The sequence below is a fragment of the Kitasatospora sp. NPDC053057 genome (assembly GCF_044546945.1).
Classification (GTDB): Bacteria; Actinomycetota; Actinomycetes; order Streptomycetales; family Streptomycetaceae; genus Kitasatospora.
Map to the genome: position 1 here is coordinate 38,208 of NZ_JBITZP010000033.1, position 12,129 is coordinate 50,336.

A 12,129-nucleotide genomic window follows, 5' to 3' on the forward strand; every position below is an offset into this window, starting at 1 on the left:
GGCATGCCCGAAACCCCCCATCCGGAGCGGATCACCGACCTCTCCCGCCTCAAGGCGTTCACCAACCCCCTGCGGATGCAGCTCTACCGCCTGCTCTACGCGGCCGGCACCGCCACCGCCTCGCAACTCGCCGAGCAGGTCGACCAGGCGCCGTCCCTGGTCAGCTACCACCTGCGCAAGCTCGCCGAGCTCGGCTTCGTCACCGAGGCGAGCACGCAGAGCGCCGACGGGCGGGAGCGGTGGTGGCAGGTCGCCTCCGAGGAGGGCTGGGGCTTCCGCGAATCGGACCTCGCCGGCACGCCCGAGGGCGCCGCCGCGGTCGGCGCGGTCACCCGCGGTCTGGTCGACAGCCGCACCGCCCAGTACCGCACCTACCTGGACCAGGGCGCCGCCTGGGGCCCGGAGTGGACCGACGCGGCCTTCACCTCCGAGTGGCTGCTCGACCTCACCGCCGCCGAACTCGCCGAACTGAACGATGAGTTGCAGGCCCTGGGCCGCCGCTGGCGGGAGCGCGGCAAGGCGGCCCGGGCGGCCGGCGAGAGCGAGAACCGCGAGCACGTGTCCGTCCACCTGTACGGCTTCCCGTTCCGCCCCTGACGCATCCGCCGATCCACAGGAGCCCGCCCCATGGCCACGTTGGAGACGACCCCCTCCATACGCCCCGCCGTACCCGCGCACCGCGACGCCAACGTCCTGCGCTGGCTCACCGCGTACACCGCCTCGCTGGTCGGCGACACCGTCTACTTCCTCGCCCTCGGCTGGTCCGCCCAGGGGGCCGCCGGCCCCACCGAGGTCGGCCTGGTGATGGCCGCGGGCGCGCTGCCCCGGGCGGTGCTGATGCTCGGCGGAGGGGTGGTCGCCGACCGGCTCGACCCGCGCCGGGTGATCCTCGGCAGCGACGCCCTGCGCTGCCTGCTGATCCTCTCCGTCGCCGCCGCCATCGCCCTGACCACGCCCGCCCTGTGGCTGCTGGTCGCGGTCGCACTGGTCTTCGGCGCCGTGGACGCCCTGTTCGTCCCCGCCGTCGGCGCCCTTCCGCCCCGGATCACCAGTGCCGACCAGCTGGCCCGCGTCACCGGTCTGCGCTCCCTCGCGATGCGCCTCAGCCAGATCGCCGGCCCGCCGATCGGCGGTCTGGCCATGGGCCTCGGCGGTCCGGCCGTCGCCTTCACCGTCGCGGGCGGGCTGTTCGCCCTGTCGCTGCCCCTGCTGCTGTCCGTATGGATCCGGCCCCTGGATCCGCCCAACGACCAGGCCGCGCCCGGCGGATCCGGCACCGCCCGCGCCGAGTTGCTCGACGGCCTGCGCTACATCCGGCGCCACCGGCTGCTCGGACCGCTGGTCCTGGTCGGTGCCGTCTGCGAACTCGGCCTCACCGGCACCCTCAACGTCGGCATGGTGCTCCTCAACGCCGAACGCGGCTGGGGCCCGTCCGGCCTCGGCCTGATCGTCGCCTGCTTCGGCGCGGGCGCCGCCGCCAGCGCCGCCCTGCTCGCCGTCGTCGGCTGGCTGCCCCGGGCCGGCCTCACCATGGCCACTACCCTGCTGCTCGGCAGCGTCGGCGCGGCCGCCATGGGCGTGGTCCCCGCCCTGTGGTCGGCCGCCGTGCTCGCCGGGTTCGTCGGCCTGAGCGCGGGCGTCTTCGGCAGTCTGGACGGCGCCCTCGTCCAGACCACCGCCGACCCCGCCTACCTCGGCCGGGTCACCTCCGTCGTGATGCTCACCATGGTCGGCCTCGCCCCGCTCAGCTACCCGCTGGTCGGCGCCGCCATCGGCACCTGGGGCGCCACCCCGGTCTTCCTCGCCTGCGGCGCCTTCTCCTGCCTCGGCGCGGCCTACGCCCTGGCCTCCCGGGCGGTCCGGCGGGCCGAACTGCCCCGGCGGGAACCGTAACGGGCGCCGCCGGCTACAGCCCGGGTTCGTACGGGGCGATGCCGACGATGAGGATCTCGCGCCGGCCGTCGCCCTCCTCGTCGCCGAGACGGACCGGGCCGACGTAGTGGCTGACCCTCCGGTCGTGCACACCGTAGCCGTCCAGGGGCTCGGTCAGGACGAACCGGGTGTGGACGGCCCCGGGCGGCAGGACTTCGGGTTGCCGGCCGGCACTCTCCGCGTTGGCGATGACGTTCTCGCCGCCCTCGACGTTGCGTCGCCCGACGAGGTGGGCGAAGGTGAACGTCGCCGGTGAACCGCCGTCCTGGTGCAGGCAGTTCGGCGAGGACACCGCGACCTGGTCGCGGTCCCGCACGGCGAGCGCGATCAGGTGGACACCCACGTAGGCGGGGACGCGGTGCAGGTCCTCCAGCCACAGGGCGTGGTCGAGGTCGGCGCGGATCAGGGCGTCGAGCAGTCGGTTGCCGTGCAGGGCGGTCGGGATGTCGGGCAGCCGACGGCGCACGCGAGGGTACTCGGGGTTGTGCTCGTCCTACCAGTACTCGGTGGCGGTGCCGAACTCGTCGTCGGGAGCGCCCCCCGCGAGCCCGATCCGCCCAGGCCACCGGCTGCGGATTGGCCCGCGACACGATCTCCGTCCGCCCACTACCCTCGGCCTGACAATCGATCAACGGAGAACCCCCATGCACCCCGACCTCGCCACCGACCTCGACCAGTTGCCCGTCCTCCTGGAGGAGGCCCGGCAGCGGGCGGTCGGCTTCCTCGCCGGACTCGACGAGCGGCCGGTGATCCCGCCGCAGGCCGACCGGCCGACGCCCGCGGGGCCGCTGCACGAGGACGGCGGGGGCCTGCGGGCGGCCCTGGCGGAGTTCGGCGAGCGCTGGGAGCCGCGGCTGTCGGCCAGTGCCGGGCCGCGCTACTTCGGGTTCGTGACGGGCGGGGCGACCCCGGCCGCGCTGGTGGGCGACTGGCTGACCGCCACCGCCGACCAGAACTCCAACTCCTCGCTGGACCCGGCCGGTCAGCACCTGGAGCGCGAGACGGTCGGCTGGCTGCGCGAGCTCTTCGGGCTCTCCCCCGCGCACAGCGGCACCTTCGTCAGCGGCGCCACCATGTCCAACACCGTGGGCCTGGCGATCGCCCGGGAGTGGCTGGGCGAGCGGCTCGGGGTGGACGTCGCCGAGGACGGAGTGGCTGCCCTGGGGCGAGTGCGGGTGCTGTCGGGCAGTGCGCACTCGAGCGTGTCCAAGGCGCTGTCCGTCCTGGGTCTCGGCCGCACCGCGCTGACCGCCGTGCCCGCCCTGCCCGGCCGGGAGGCCGTGGACGTGGCCGCGCTGGAGCGGGCGCTCGCCGAGGCCGACGGCCCGTGCATCGTGGTCGCCAACGCGGGCACCGTGAACACCGTCGACTTCGACGACCTGCGCGCGATCGCCGCGCTCCGCGAGCGGTACGACTTCTGGCTGCACGTCGACGCCGCCTTCGGCGCCTTCGCCGCCCTCTCGCTGGAGCACGCGGAGCTGGTCGCCGGGCTGGACCTGGCCGACTCGGTCTGCGTGGACCTGCACAAGTGGCTCAACGTGCCCTATGACAGCGCCGTGCAGTTCACCCGCCGCCGCGACCTCCAGGCCCGGGTGTTCCAGAACGCGGCCGCCTACCTCGGCCCGATCGGCGACCACCCCGACCTCGTGCACCTCACCCCCGAGAACTCGCACCGGCTGCGCGCCCTCGCCACCTGGTTCAGCCTGCGCGCCTACGGCCGGGCCGGCCATCGCGAGATCGTCGAGCGCTGCATCACCGGCGCCCGCGCGCTCGGCGAGGCGATCGGCGCGATAGACGGCCTGCACCTGCTCGCCCCGGTCCGCCTCAACGTCGTCTGCTTCACCCTCGCCGAGGACCCGACCCCCGAGCGCCTCGCCGCGCTCGCCGCCGAGCTCGCCGACGAGGCCTTCCTCACCCCCACCCGCTACGCGGGCCGGCCCGCCCTGCGCGCCGCGTTCAGCAACTGGCGCACCACCGAGGCGGATGCGCGGCGGACGGCCGAGGCGCTCGCCGGCGCGGTCCGCAAGCTCGGGACCGCCTGACCGCAGGGCATTCGAGCGGAACGCGCGCGGCGCCACCGGCCCGAACCGGCCGGTGGCGCCCGCGACCGCTCACGGGTGCGCCCCTCGCGCCGAGCAGGTCGCCCAGGTGGATGCAGTCACTGCGGGTGGTGTCAACAGGGGCAACACGCCCGCCGGGCCTTGACCTTCACACCGGTGTGAGGCCCGATGATTGCTCGCATGACCGCCACTGCTCACGACCCGTACGCCCTGCTCGCGCAGAGCCGCCTCGGCATCCTCGCCACCATCAAGGCGGACGGACGGCCCCAGCTCTCCCCGATCATGCCCTTCTACGACCGCGAGGCGAACGTCATCCTGATCTCCACCCGGGAGGGGCTGGCGAAGACCGCGAACCTGCGCCGGGACCCGAGGGTCAGCCTGGAGGTGACCGGGCCGGACGGGCGGTCCTGGGCCACCGCCGAGGGCGTCGCCACCCTCACCGGTCCGGGCACCGACCCGAACGGACCCGAGGTCGAGGCGCTGGTGGACTACTACCGCCGGGCCGCCGGGGAGCACCCGGACTGGGCGGAGTACCGCGCGGCGATGGTCGCCGACCGCCGGGTGCTGCTCACCATCCCGGTCGACCACGTGTACGGCGCCAAGCTCTGACCGGCCGTCCGCCCGTCCGACCACCGGCACGGGGGTCCGGTGGCCGGGCGGGCGGCGCACCGCCCGGAGCAGCGCCAGCAGCCTCGCGGGACTCGTCGCGGGTCAGCCCAAGCTCGCCGTGACCACCGTGGCGTCCAGCTCCTCCTCGCGGCTCACCGCCGCCGCCAGCCCGGCCGCCCGCGCCACGGCCAGCGCGCCCGCCGCCTGCCGCTCGCTGGTCTCGAACAGCAGCGCGCCACCGGCAGCCAGCCACTGCGGCGCCGCCGCGGCCACCCGGCGCAGCACGTCCAGCCCGTCCGCCCCGCCGTCCAGCGCGGGCCGCGCCTCGTGCAGCCGGGCCTCGGGCGGCAGCAGCTCGATGTCGCCGGTCGGCACGTACGGGACGTTGGCGATCAGCACCTCCACCCGGCCGCGCAGCTCGTCGGGCAGAGCGGCGAACAGGTCGCCCTCGAATACCTGGGCGCCCGTCCCGGCCAGGTTGCGGCGGGCGCAACGGACGGCCGCCGGGTCCAGGTCGGCGGCGTACAGCTCGACGGGGTGTCCGGCAGTGGCCGCGACGGCGGCGCCGAGTGCACCGCTGCCGCAGCACAGGTCGACCACCACCGCTCCGGCGCCGGCGAGTAGGGCGGCCTCGGCGGCCAGGAACTCGCTGCGTCGGCGCGGGACGAACACGCCGGGGTCGACGGAGATCCGCAGGCCCGCGAACTCGGCCCAGCCGACGACGTGTTCGAGCGGTCGGCCCTGGGCGCGGGCGTGGACCATGGCGGCGAGTTCGGCGGTCGTGGCGGCGGCGGTGAGCAGGATGCGCGCCTCGTCCTCGGCGAACACGCAACCGGCGGAGCGCAGTTGGGAGACGACCGAGGAACGGAGAGCAACGGAGGCGAAGACGGGCAAGGGGACCCCTTGGGCAGGACAGGAGGAGAACGGAGGACTCCGTCAGGGCTCCCGCCAGGGCCAACGCCGCGTCGGTGCGCCCGCGCTACGCGCGCGGTGCGCCCGCACGGCCGCGCTCCGGGAGCACCCGCTCGGACATACCGGTAATGGGTCTCACCTCCCTGGCTCGCGGTCGTGTTCAGCGTCGGTCACCCTACCGCACCCGCGCCGCCGGCGATCAAACCCGCGCACGCCCCGGCCATGGGCTCGGCGGGCGGCTCAGCCGAGGAAGTCGGCCACCAGGACGGCGAACTCCTCCGGGGTGCTGATCGGTACGCCGAGTTCCTCCGCCTTGGCGCGCTTGGAGCCCGCCTTCTCGCCCGCGACCAGCAGGCTGGTGCGCTTGGACACCGAGGAGGAGGCCTTGCCGCCCGCGCGCTCGATCAGCTCGTTCATCTCGTTGCGGGAGAGTTCGGCCAGGGCGCCGGTCATGCTGCCGGTGACCACCACGCTCTGCCCGGCCAGCGGTCCGGCTGCCGTGCCGCCGTCCGTCACGCTCGCGTTGGTGGCGGCCGCAGCAGCTCCGGCCGCTGCCGCCACGACGACCGGCTCGGACACCTCCGTGCCCACCCCCTGCTCCACCAGCCGGTCCAACAGCCCCGCCACCTCGGCGAGTTCGGCGACGATCACGGCCGCCTTCTCCACCCCGATGCCGTCCACGCCCGCCAGCGCCACGGCGTCGGCGGCCCGGATCGCGGCCATGCTGCCGAAGTGGGCGGCGATCCGGCGCGACATCGTGCGCCCGGTGCCCCGGATGCCGAGGGCGCAGAACACCCGGTTCAGCGGACGGGTGCGGGCGGTCTCGATGGCGGCGAGCAGGTTGTCGGCGCTGGTGTCGCCCATTCGCTCCAGGGTGAGCAGCTGCTCCTTGGTCAGGGTGAACAGGTCGGCGAGGTCGGCGACCAGCCCGGAGTCGACCAGTTGGACGGCCCGGGTGCCGCCGAGGCCCTCGATGTCGAGTTGGTCGCGCCCGGCCGCGTAGATCACCGAGGCAACGGCCTGGCAGCCCCGGCCGCGCACGCAGCGCCAGCGCTGCTCGGCGCGGTCGATGGCGTCGCCGCACCGCGGGCAGACCTCGGGGAAGGCGATCGGCTGCTCGGCGCCGGTGCGCTCGTCGACCAGCGGCGCCTCCACCCGCGGGATGACGTCCCCGGCGCGGTAGACGAAGACCTGGTCGCCGATCATCAGTCCGCGGCGCTCGATGTCGGCGGGGTTGTGCAGGGTGGCGTAGGTGACGGTGACGCCGTCGATGATGACCGGCTCCAGGACGGCTCGCGGGGCGATGATGCCGGTGCGGCCGACGTTCCACTCCACGCCGAGGAGCCGGGTGACCTTGTGCTGGGCCTGGAGCTTGCGGGCCACCGCCCAGCGCGGTGCCCGGGAGCCGGAGCCGGCCGCCTCCTGGTCGGCGACCGCGTCCGCCTTGACCACGACGCCGTCGATCCCGAACGGCAGCGCGGCGCGCAGGGCGGCGATCTCCTCGATCCGCTGTTCGGCCTCGGCGAGGGTGGCGCAGCGAAGGGGTGCGGCCTGGGTGGTGGCGGCGGTGTTGGCGCCGAGTTCGGCGAGGCGGGTGAGCAGTTCGGCGTGGCCGAGGTCGGGCAGGCCGTGGGCGTCGTAGCCGAAGAAGGTCAGCTCGACCCGGTAGGGGCGGTCCTTGGCGCGCAGGGTGCCGGCGGCGCCGCTGCGCGGGTGGGCGAAGGGGGTGGCGCCGTGGGCGGTGCGCACGGCGTTGGCCTGTTCGAACTGCTCGTGGGTGAGCAGCACCTCGCCGCGCAGTTCGACGTCGAGCGGCTCGGCGAGCCGGGCGGGCAGGCCGAGCACGGCGTCGGCCGCGTGGGTGATGTCCTCCCCGGCGAGGCCGTCGCCCCGGGTGAGCACCTGCTGCAGGCGGCCGGCCCGGTAGCGGGCGGCGACGGCGAGGCCGTCCAGCTTGGGTTCGACGCACCAGGCTGCGACCGGCCGGCCGAGGCGGCGCTCCAGCCCGGCGGCCCAGGACTCCAGCTCCTCGGCGGAGAAGACGTTGTCGAGCGAGAGCATCGGCGTGCTGTGCGGGACGTCGCCGACGGCCGCGCCGCCGGCCACCTTGCCGGTGGGCGACTCGGGCAGCACCTGGTCGGGGTGCTCGCGCTCGTAGGCCTCGACCGCCCGGACCAGGGCGTCGTACTCGTCGTCCCCGAGCGGGGTGGAGCCGTCGGCGTAGTACGCCGCGGCGGCCCGTACGGCGGTGGCGACGGCGTCGGCGTAGGCCTCCGGGGAGGCGAGGGCGGCGGGGGTGGCCGTGGTGGCTGCGTCCTTCATACCGCCATCATGGCGAGCCGCACTGACATTCGACCTGTCCGCCGCGGGCGGGCCGGGCGGGGTCTGGCCAGACGGGTCCGGTCAGGCGGATCCGGTCAGGCGAGTCCGGTCAGACGGACCCGGTCAGGCAGATCCGGTCAGGCGGGCTGCGGCGCCGTCGGCCTGGTGCGGTACCCGCCGGAGCCGCCCGGCGGGACGAGGCAAGGCAGCAGCCAGTCCCACAGGGCGCCCACCCGGCGGGCGCGCTCCTCGGTGGGGCAGCCGTCGACGAAGACCACCTCCAGCCCGCAGGCCGCCGCCAAGACCAGGGTCTCCGGGCCGAACCCGCCCGAGCGGTCGCGCAGTTCGCCGGCCCGGCGGGCGCCGAACAGCAGGTCCCGGACCACCCCGGCCCACACGCCCTGGAAGCCCTGCATGCCCGCGAAGCCGCCGGGCGGCTGCGCCGGGCGGGGTTCCGTCTGCCACTCGCCGTCGCGCCCGAGGCGGAAGGCCGCCCGGATCACCGCGTCCGAGCCGAGGGCGTCGACCAGCCAGTAGCCGGCGTCGATCAGGGCCTGGAGCGGCGAGGAGCCGAAGTGCGGGGCGGCGCAGGCGGTCCGCAGCGAGCGCTCGGCCTGCTCGAACACCGCTCTGGCCAGGTCCTCCTTGGAGGCGAAGTGGAAGTAGAGCGCACCCTTGGTCACCCCGGCGGCTCCGGCGATCTCACCGAGCGTGGCACCGGCGTACCCACGGCGGTCGAACAGCGCCGCCCCCGCCGCCACCAACCGCCCGCGCGTCCGTTCCGACCTTTCCTGGACCACCCGTCCCACCACCCCTCACAGCGACCAGCCCGTTCCGACCGAACCCCGGCAACTCCCTTACGGGCACCGGCTCCTGCGCCTCTCGCTGCGCGTTCCTCAGCCGACCGCGGTGAACCGGTCGACGACGGCCCGCGCCGGGCCGGCTGATCCGGTCCTTGGCGATCCGGCCCCTGGCGATCCGCTCCCGGTCGGGGCCACGGCGGCGGCCTGCGGGGTGGCGGCCGACGGCCCAGCGGGCACGGGCCCGCGTTCCGTCCAGTCCGGGCCGGCCAGCAGGATGGATCGCTGGAGTCGGCGCAGTCCGGCCGAGGGCTCCATGCCCAACTCCCCCACCAGGGTGTTGCGCAGGCGCTGGTAGGCCTCCAGGGCCTCGCCGCGGCGGCCGGAGCGGTGCAGGGCGACCATGTACTGGCCGTGCAGGTTCTCGTGGGTGCGGTAGCGGTCGACCAGGACGGTCAGTTCGGCCAGCAGCACCCGGTGGCGGCCGAGCCGCAGATCGGCCTCGATCCGCTGGTCCAGCGCGCACAGCTGGGTCTCCTCCAACCGCTTGGCCTCGATGGCGAGTTGACCTCCCACCGGGACGTCCGCGAAGGCCGGGCCGCGCCAGAGCGCCAGCGCCTCGCCGAGCATCCGGGCGGCGAGCGGGTGGTCGTCGCCGTCCATCGCCCGGTAGCCCATCCCTGCCAGCCGCTCGAACTCGCGCACGTCCGTCAGTCCGCCGCCGCTGTTCAGCATGTAGCCGCCGGGCGAGGTGACCAGGACGTCCTTGGCGCAGGAGACCCCGGCCGCTGCACCGGCCCGGGCGAGCGCCCGGCCGATCTGGTCGCGCAGCTGCAGCACGTACGTCTGCACGGTGGTGCGCGCGCTGCGCGGCGGACGGCCGGACCACAGCTCCTCGGCCAGCACCCCGGCCGGGACCACCTGGTCCGCGCGTAAGGCCAGCAGGGCGAGCACCTGACGGGGCTTCGGCGCGGTCGGCACCACCGATGCCCCGCACACCCGGACGTCCAGCGTCCCGAGCACCCGAATTTCCACGATGACCACCCCAATCACACGGAACGCCGCAGCCCCTCCGCTACGACCGGCACCCGGGTCGGCACCCTGGGTCAACTGCCCCCAGTCAAAAACAGGACGCGCGGTTTGTCAATACAAAACCGAACGTGCTGTTTGTTCCGAGACAGCCATCCTCTGTGACTCCCGGCGGGCGCCGGCCACCCCATCGACACCTCCGCCCACCCCGCCACTCCCCATGCGTCCCCGGGCAAAGCGAAGGCGGCGTCGGACCCCCATGGATCCCGCGCCGCCGTCCATTCGCCCGCACCCTCAGCGGCCTCCGCGAGCAGGAGGCCGGAACCGTTCAACTCACCCCCGGCCAGGGCTACTTCCGGCCGGAGCCGGGCCGCCCGGGCCGACCCGGTCAGCCCACTCCGACCCCGTCCACGACCACCTCGGCCCCGGTCCGCGACTGTGCCGACGACCCTCCGCCGCCTTCCGCCGCCACCTGGGCCGCCGCGACCTCGGCGACCACCTGGGCGCCGCGGTCCGGCCCCATCTGCAGCGAGCCGAGGACGCCGGGCACCGCGACGCTCGGCATCAGGTGCTGGAACAGGCCGGACACCCGCAGCTCCAGGTCGGCCCGGCCGCAGAGCTTCTGCGACTGGATCTGAACACCCGTCCAGGCGGCGGTGATCAGCCACGCGGTGTCGGCCGGAACCACGTGCGGCAGCAGTTCGCCGCGCTCGCCGGCGGCGATCAGCAGCGCCTCCATCCGACTGATCCAGCCGGGGATCGCCCCGCCGCCGAGATCGTCGAACACGTCCTGGCCGAGCGAGAGCCGGGCGCCCGCACTGAGCAGCGGGTCACGCGGCATCAGATGCGCGACCACCATTCCGGTGTCCACGAACTCCTGCAGTTTGCAACTGCGTTCCGGCACTCCGTCCTGGACGAACTGCTCCTCGACGACACCTTGCGCGAGATCCCGCTTCGAGGCGAAATGGAAATACACCGCACCGCGCGTCACACCGGCCCGGGAGACCACCTCCCCGATGGTGGCTCCCTCGTAGCCGAACTCGTCGAAGACCGACGCCGCGGCCTCCAGGATCAGCCGACGCGTCCGGAGCGCCCGTTCCTGCCGTACCACCGCAACCACCCCGCCCTGAGCTCCGGAAAACAAAACCAAACACCCCGTACCTTAGCTGCGGGCCACCTACGGGCGACAAGACGATGCCGGGTCATCAGCTCGATTGATCCCTACTCCCCCACCCGGCCTTTCACTCTCCCCAACGGTCCGTCAGCTCCCAGCCCGACGGCCCGAAGCCGGACATCCTGGGCAACCCGCCGACGACCATTCCTCCCCTCGGGCACCCTTAAGCAGAAACCGAACGATCGGTTTCCTGTCGGCGGCCACTGTGGCCACGCAGCCAACCCCAGCGGACCCACAACCAAACGGTTGAATACATGGCGAGGCCGGAGTACCGTCGTTCTCAACCAAACGGTTGAGGATGAACAGAGGTGTGTGGTGGCCGTCGACCAGCTCTCCCGGGCGTTCGTCGCCCTGGCCGATCCGACCCGGCGGGACATCGTCGCCCGGCTGTCGGTCCGGGACGCGACCGTCGGCGAGCTGGCGGAGTCCTATGCGATGTCCCTGCAGGCCGTCTCCAAGCACCTCAAGGTGCTGGAGGAGGCCGGGCTGATCAGTCGCAGCCGGGACGCCCAACGTCGGCCGTGCCACCTGGAGCCGCAGGTGTTCGACTTGATGACGAGCTGGATCGAGCGCTACCGCCGCCAGGCCGAGGCACGATTCAGCCGCCTCGACACCGTGCTCGCGGCCATGGGCGACAGCGATGCCGCCCCGGGCACCGAAGCACACGCAGCCCCGGACCCGCACCAGCCCCCGGACCCGACCGATCCGGCGGATGCCGGTACCGGCTCCCACCCCGACCGACCCCAGCGCACCGAAGGAGCCCCGTCATGACCTCCACGCCCGGCCACGAGACCCGGATCGAAGCGGACCCGACGCTGCCCACCATCCGGATCGTCCGCGAGTTCGACGCCCCGCGGGAGCGGGTGTTCCGGGCCTGGATCGAGCCCCAGCTCGTCGCCCAGTGGCTCGGCCCCGACGACCTCGACATGAAGATCGACGACTGGGACGGCCGCACCGGCGGCCACTACCGCTACTCCATGCACCGCGAGGGCCAGGAGGTCGCCGCCTTCTACGGCTCCTTCCACGAAGTCCGGCCGGCCACCCGGATCGTCCAGACCTTCACCTTCGAGGCCGTACCGGACGGCGTCTCGCTGGACACCGCCGTCTTCGAACCCACCGGCGAGGGCCGCACCCGCGTCACGGTGCTGTCGGTGGTCGACAGCCTGGCGGCCCGGGACGCGATCCTCGCCAGCAGCATGGAGCACGGCGTGGTCGAGGGCTACCGGAAGCTCGACGCCCTGCTCGCCGGCGCTTCCTCCTGAACGGCTGAACGGGTGAACGGCTGAACATC

The 12,129-nt window shown here is 74.0% G+C and carries 11 protein-coding genes and 1 pseudogene; 6 read left to right on the forward strand and 6 right to left on the reverse strand.

Translation table 11 applies throughout. The annotated features are described in order from the left end of the window. Window positions 1-3 precede the first annotated feature (3 nt). Complete coding sequence (locus tag ACIG5E_RS28605; protein ID WP_396538097.1) at window positions 4-597, forward strand: ArsR/SmtB family transcription factor; 594 nt, start codon at window positions 4-6, stop codon at window positions 595-597. Between the two features lie 30 nt (window positions 598-627). Next, window positions 628-1,893: an MFS transporter gene (locus ACIG5E_RS28610; RefSeq protein ID WP_396538099.1), complete on the forward strand. Its 1,266-nt coding sequence runs from the start codon at window positions 628-630 to the stop codon at window positions 1,891-1,893. A 13-nt stretch (window positions 1,894-1,906) separates the two neighbouring features. Here ACIG5E_RS28610 and ACIG5E_RS28615 read toward each other — a convergent pair. Beyond that, window positions 1,907-2,410, reverse strand: a pseudogene (locus ACIG5E_RS28615) (2OG-Fe dioxygenase family protein); the annotation flags it as partial. Window positions 2,411-2,576: 166 nt separating this feature from the next. Between ACIG5E_RS28615 and ACIG5E_RS28620 the strand changes: the two are divergent. Both ACIG5E_RS28620 and ACIG5E_RS28625 read left to right on the forward strand, forming a co-directional pair. Beyond that, entirely contained in the window at window positions 2,577-3,974 is a 1,398-nt protein-coding gene (locus tag ACIG5E_RS28620) for a pyridoxal phosphate-dependent decarboxylase family protein (RefSeq protein ID WP_396538101.1), read from the forward strand. Window positions 3,975-4,172: 198 nt separating this feature from the next. Beyond that, window positions 4,173-4,601, forward strand: coding sequence for a PPOX class F420-dependent oxidoreductase (locus ACIG5E_RS28625; protein ID WP_396538103.1), 429 nt, complete (start codon window positions 4,173-4,175; stop codon window positions 4,599-4,601). Between the two features lie 102 nt (window positions 4,602-4,703). Here ACIG5E_RS28625 and ACIG5E_RS28630 read toward each other — a convergent pair whose 3' ends face one another. The 5 genes from ACIG5E_RS28630 to ACIG5E_RS28650 form a co-directional block, all read right to left on the reverse strand. Next, window positions 4,704-5,495 (reverse strand): putative protein N(5)-glutamine methyltransferase, encoded by a 792-nt coding sequence (locus tag ACIG5E_RS28630; protein ID WP_396538105.1) that lies wholly within the window; start codon window positions 5,493-5,495, stop codon window positions 4,704-4,706. A 258-nt stretch (window positions 5,496-5,753) separates the two neighbouring features. Then, entirely contained in the window at window positions 5,754-7,835 is a 2,082-nt protein-coding gene (gene ligA, locus ACIG5E_RS28635; RefSeq protein WP_396538107.1) for an NAD-dependent DNA ligase LigA, read from the reverse strand. 137 nt (window positions 7,836-7,972) lie between these two features. Beyond that, the gene (locus ACIG5E_RS28640) at window positions 7,973-8,635 is read right to left on the reverse strand and encodes a ScbR family autoregulator-binding transcription factor (RefSeq protein ID WP_396538109.1); all 663 of its coding nucleotides are present in this window, start codon (window positions 8,633-8,635) and stop codon (window positions 7,973-7,975) included. Between the two features lie 96 nt (window positions 8,636-8,731). After that, window positions 8,732-9,670 carry a BTAD domain-containing putative transcriptional regulator gene (locus tag ACIG5E_RS28645; protein WP_396538111.1) on the reverse strand — a complete coding sequence of 313 codons (939 nt, stop codon included), beginning with the start codon at window positions 9,668-9,670 and terminating at the stop codon, window positions 8,732-8,734. A 382-nt stretch (window positions 9,671-10,052) separates the two neighbouring features. Then, window positions 10,053-10,775: a ScbR family autoregulator-binding transcription factor gene (locus ACIG5E_RS28650; protein ID WP_396538113.1), complete on the reverse strand. Its 723-nt coding sequence runs from the start codon at window positions 10,773-10,775 to the stop codon at window positions 10,053-10,055. Between the two features lie 378 nt (window positions 10,776-11,153). On the opposite strand from ACIG5E_RS28650, the gene ACIG5E_RS28655 reads away from it, so the two are divergent. Together ACIG5E_RS28655 and ACIG5E_RS28660 are read left to right on the forward strand one after the other, a co-directional pair. After that, window positions 11,154-11,609 (forward strand): ArsR/SmtB family transcription factor, encoded by a 456-nt coding sequence (locus ACIG5E_RS28655; protein ID WP_396538115.1) that lies wholly within the window; start codon window positions 11,154-11,156, stop codon window positions 11,607-11,609. Continuing rightward, a complete protein-coding gene (locus tag ACIG5E_RS28660; RefSeq protein WP_396538117.1) occupies window positions 11,606-12,100 on the forward strand; it encodes an SRPBCC family protein in 495 nt (164 codons plus the stop codon). Before ACIG5E_RS28655 ends, ACIG5E_RS28660 begins: the two co-directional genes overlap by 4 nt. The last annotated feature ends 29 nt before the right edge of the window (window positions 12,101-12,129 follow it).

Excerpts from the sequence above, each read along its gene's own strand:
- ACIG5E_RS28605 (WP_396538097.1), top strand. The coding sequence starts at position 4 with ATGCCCGAAACCCCCCATCCGGAGCGGATCACCGACCTCTCCCGCCTC.
- ACIG5E_RS28610 (WP_396538099.1), top strand. The coding sequence starts at position 628 with ATGGCCACGTTGGAGACGACCCCCTCCATACGCCCCGCCGTACCCGCG.
- ACIG5E_RS28620 (WP_396538101.1), top strand. The coding sequence starts at position 2,577 with ATGCACCCCGACCTCGCCACCGACCTCGACCAGTTGCCCGTCCTCCTG.
- ACIG5E_RS28625 (WP_396538103.1), top strand. The coding sequence starts at position 4,173 with ATGACCGCCACTGCTCACGACCCGTACGCCCTGCTCGCGCAGAGCCGC.
- ligA (WP_396538107.1), bottom strand. The coding sequence starts at position 7,835 with ATGAAGGACGCAGCCACCACGGCCACCCCCGCCGCCCTCGCCTCCCCG.
- ACIG5E_RS28660 (WP_396538117.1), top strand. The coding sequence starts at position 11,606 with ATGACCTCCACGCCCGGCCACGAGACCCGGATCGAAGCGGACCCGACG.